This window comes from Actinoplanes aureus (genome assembly GCF_015704865.1).
Classification (GTDB): domain Bacteria; phylum Actinomycetota; class Actinomycetes; order Mycobacteriales; family Micromonosporaceae; genus Actinoplanes; species Actinoplanes aureus.
Window position 1 is genome coordinate 1 of the sequence record NZ_JADQTO010000043.1, and the last position, 2,786, is coordinate 2,786.

A 2,786-nucleotide genomic window follows, 5' to 3' on the forward strand; every position below is an offset into this window, starting at 1 on the left:
CACTTACCTGCAAGCAGTGGTTCCGTCCAGGGACAGTTCCGTACTTGTTGAAGTGGTTCAGGCAGCATGATGTCGTCTCGCCGCTCTGGGTGAGTTACGGATCTCGAGGTGTCGTTGTGGGTGGTCGCGGCTCCCTGGGTCGGGTGTTGCTCGCTCGCGTTCGGGCGGTGCGGCGGTGGCGAGGTGGCAGCCAGACTTACCTATGGCCGTCGGACGGGTTTGGGTCCGCGACATGATGATTGATCGGGTGGCCCCCCTTGCCGGGGTGCGGCCGCTCATTCTCATTGGGCCGTCCGCGGTCACCGCTTGCGCGGGGCGGTGGTGGTGCGGTCTGACAGTGCGCTGAGGGAGCTGGCCGCGTTGGTGCCCGTCATCGTGAGGTCGGGCTGGCCGGTCCTCGCCCGAGCCCCGTTCCGTGTTCGTTAGCGGGCGATGGTGGTGGGTGCGGCGGGCTGGGCGAGGACGGTGAATGCGTCGTCGCCGAGGTTGGTCATGATGTGGGTGGCGTGCCGGACGATGCGGCGGGCCTGAGACAGACACGCGCGGTTCGCGTCGTAGCGGTCCTTGACCTGGGAGTAGTAGCCGTAGCCGGGCGCGCAGGACCGGGCCGAGGTCTTCGCGGCTTCGAACAGCAGCCAGCGCAGCACTTCCGGGCCTTGCCGGGAGAGCCGGCCGGGGCTGCGTTTACCGTCGGAGGAGTGCACGGTGATGTCCAGGCCGACGAACCGGACCGCTTTGCGTGACGAGGAGAACCGGTCGGTGCCGCCGAGCCAGGCGCACAACGCGAGCGAGCTGAGCGGGCCGACGCCGTAGATGTCGTGCATCAACTCCCGGGCACCCTTGAGGGAGCGGGCGGTGGACAGCAGCCGCCGGCGTAGCCGGTCGAGGTGATCGGCAAGGACGTCCATGAGCGCCAGGGCGGTGTTGACCTGCAACCGGCCGGAAATCGACAGCTGGTCGTCGACGATCGCCCTGAGCCGGGCCCGGTCGCCGCGGACGATCCCGGCCTGCCCCGGCGCGGTGGTGCCCTGATGGAAACAGACCGCTTGGATCCGTTGCGCCCAGCCGGTGTGCTGAGTCCGCAGATCCTGGTAGAGCTCCAGCATCGCCCGCCACTCCAGGACTTCCGGCGGCGGGATGTAGCACTCGGGCAGCCGACCCGCCGCGAGCAGTTCCCGCAGCAGTTTCGCGTCGGCCTTGTCGGTCTTGGCCCGCCGTTTCGGGCCGCGCAGCACGGACGTGTCGGCTGGCTCGGCCAGATGCGCGGCCACCCCGGCCTTAGCCATTTCTTCGGCGATGTAGCGCCAGCCGGTGCAGCCTTCCATCGCGAACGCCACCGGCACCGTGGCTGCGTCGAAGCGGGTCAGCCAGCCGGCCAGGTGTTCCCGGTCGGCGGGGATGATCCGGCCGCGTTCCCACCTCCCTTTCTCCTGGTCGACCCAGTCGAATGTCAGCTGCTTCCGGTGGATGTCCAAGCCGCCTACGATCGACATTTGGGACCTCCTCAAGCTCCGTGACCATGGATGTCCAACGCAGCGAAATCTGCGTCTGAGCTGAGGAGGCCCCCCGAATCCGCCGATCGTCAAGACCACGAACGGCGTACATCTCGACTCAGCCCACCGACCGCAAGCGGCCGATGCATGTCATCTCATCTGCCGCCGTCCGTGCGTTGCCGGCTCGCCCCTGGGAAGCGTGACGCTGCGTACGGCTGGGGCGGAAACGCCGCCCACGCGGCTGATTGATCGACATGCAGGCTCGAGGCGGTCGACAGCCCACGCTGAAAGCGGCTACCTCGACCGCGCCGCAGCACGCAGGTGTAGAAAGGCGACGGACACCACCGCGGTGGCCGAGGCCAAGCCGACGAGGAGCATCAGCGTTCCAACCCCGTACAGGCCGGTCGTCTCACTGCTCGCAGCGTCCACGGTCCAAACGGCGGTGAAAGCCAGAGTGAGCGCGGCCGAGGTCGACACCGGCGACAGCCGAAGCATCAAGGCCCCGAGCAACAACACCAGCAGCGACAGCGCACAGCCGGCTACCTGCCATACCTCGTACGGTCCGCTTGCCACGCCAGTGCTCGGGTCAACGTGGTACTCCTGATCCCACCCCAGCCACGCGAACCAGGCCAGCAGCGAAAGGCCTGCAACAGCGACGACACCGACCACCTGCCACGAGTAGGAGCGATACCGAGACGAGAACACGGCCGAGCTCATGTCGAAGAGCCTAAGGGCTCTTGTCGAGCTCTGGCGCATTCGGCCGACAGCCGACCGACATCACCGACCGTACGCATCCGCTTCTGCCGCCGATCGTGCTCGCCGCCGGGCTCAGCCGTTACGCTGCGTGGCTGTGGTGACGGGAGTCCGGGCGTCCTGCTTCAACCGATGAGCGGACCGCCCGGTCGGACTCACTCTTGGGGGCCGTCTCCCATTCGCGCCAAGCGCTCGCGGCTCAGATACCGAACCGGCTTGCCGAGCGACTCCGCGTAGGCAATCTCCCGTCGGGTCGACTCACCTAAATAGCCGCCCGGATCCACGATGTACACCTCGCCAGCCATACGAATCTTCTGGAAGTGCACGCCGCCAAGCCGCCCCTTCAGGTCCGAGCTGTCGACTGTCCAGTCGTAATCCGGCAGATCGGGGAGGCTGAACATTCCGAGGCTGATCACGACGCAACCTTCCATCGTGAGCCGCTGATTGACCTCCGCGAACTCAGCCTCAAACTTGGTCGAGCCGCAGAGCGTGATGACCTTCGCCTCACCCTCGGCCGACTGCGGCGCCTGCCGGTCCTCC

At 67.1% G+C, this 2,786-nt stretch carries 3 protein-coding genes; all 3 read right to left on the bottom strand.

From position 1 onward, the window contains the following. Window positions 1-422: 422 nt before the first annotated feature. Window positions 423-1,493 (bottom strand): IS110 family RNA-guided transposase, encoded by a 1,071-nt coding sequence (locus I4J89_RS45495; RefSeq protein ID WP_196420466.1) that lies wholly within the window; start codon window positions 1,491-1,493, stop codon window positions 423-425. Between the two features lie 294 nt (window positions 1,494-1,787). Beyond that, window positions 1,788-2,210, bottom strand: coding sequence for a hypothetical protein (locus I4J89_RS45500; protein WP_196420467.1), 423 nt, complete (start codon window positions 2,208-2,210; stop codon window positions 1,788-1,790). A 191-nt stretch (window positions 2,211-2,401) separates the two neighbouring features. Continuing rightward, window positions 2,402-2,786, bottom strand: a 385-nt coding sequence (locus I4J89_RS45505) for a hypothetical protein (RefSeq protein ID WP_196420468.1), incomplete at its 5' end; no start/stop codon positions are given.

Bases quoted from the DNA above. Each gene is read 5' to 3' on its own strand.
- I4J89_RS45495 (WP_196420466.1), bottom strand. From the start codon at position 1,493: ATGTCGATCGTAGGCGGCTTGGACATCCACCGGAAGCAGCTGACATTC.
- I4J89_RS45500 (WP_196420467.1), bottom strand. From the start codon at position 2,210: ATGAGCTCGGCCGTGTTCTCGTCTCGGTATCGCTCCTACTCGTGGCAG.